Source organism: Glutamicibacter ardleyensis, assembly GCF_014644555.1.
GTDB lineage: Bacteria > Actinomycetota > Actinomycetes > Actinomycetales > Micrococcaceae > Glutamicibacter > Glutamicibacter bergerei.
This window is the reverse complement of record NZ_BMKX01000026.1, coordinates 1-1,159: the sequence shown is the minus strand read 5'-3', so window position 1 is coordinate 1,159 and position 1,159 is coordinate 1. Positions and strand designations below refer to the sequence as shown.

Annotated in this window: 1 protein-coding gene; it reads left to right on the top strand. The window is 52.2% G+C overall.

What is annotated here, in order from left to right; genetic code table 11:
- The first annotated feature begins 94 nt into the window (after positions 1-94).
- Positions 95-1,123: an IS630 family transposase gene (locus IEX04_RS18605; protein WP_188687525.1), complete on the top strand. Its 1,029-nt coding sequence runs from the start codon at positions 95-97 to the stop codon at positions 1,121-1,123.
- Positions 1,124-1,159: the final 36 nt, after the last annotated feature.

The window sequence follows — 1,159 nt, the reverse complement described above, 5'->3', positions numbered from 1 at the left end:
TATGGCTCTCGCAGTTCAAAAGCGGTTCTGAAAACCCATTGATCACGGCGCGTTAAACCCGTCCCAGCACTGCCGGAATGTTAATTTTGAAAGCATGCGCACCCCACAACTCACCGATGAAGAACGCCGGCTACTCAAAGACTACAAAGCCAATGCACCCCACAAACTCGTAGTGAAGAAAGCCGAAGCGTTACTCCTACTTTCTCGGGACGTGGCCCCGGAAATTGTGGCTGAATTCGTGGACCGAGAACCCTCAACCCTTCTTGACTGGGTGACAGATTGGCGCAAGCAACGCATGGCCTCGCTCTATACCGGGCATGCAGGAAACCTGAACCGCAGCTACCTCACCGAAGAGCAACGAGAAACAGTCACCGAGGTCCTCTCCCAACCGCCAGGCGACGAGTACCTTCCGGCCCAGTTCTGGGATGTCCCGAAAGTGGATCACTGGTTATCGACCACGTTCAACATCGAGTACGCCTCCAATTCCTCGTATCACTTCCTGCTGCGCATGGCTGGACTGTCCTTCCACAAACCAGAGAAGTTTGACCGCAGGCGAGCCGACGAAAAGAGTATTGACCTGCGGATCAAAGAAATCCGTGAAGAACTTACCGGCCCGTTAGCTGATGAGAACACGCTGGTATTCGCTGCGGATGAGGTGCGTATCGATCAGGAAGCAATGGTGCGCAAAGCGTGGTACGAGAAGAACACGAAAACTGTGTTGAAAGTGGACCGGCAGAAAGCTTCTCAATCGTTTATCGGGTTCCTGAACCAGAACACCGGTGAATGCATATCACTGCGTTTGGATTGGCAGAACAGTGCCACCATCCTAGAGGCCGTTCAGATGTTGGTGGGGCTGAATCCGGGGAAGAAGATTGTGATTGTGTGGGATAACGCGTCCTGGCATAAGAACAAGTTAATCCAGGCAGGACTGACCTCGGGGCAGACTTTGCAGGATGTTCATCTGATCAATTTCCCGCCCTACGCTCCGGATCATAATCCGATTGAGCATGTGTGGAATGATGCGAAGAACGCGATCAGTAATGTTCAGCGTGATGATTTTGAGTCGACGGTGGCGGCGTTTGAAGCGCATATCGGTTCACGGGTGTTTGACTACAAGATCTGACTGGCTGGTGACCGTTTTTGAAAAATCAGAGCCATA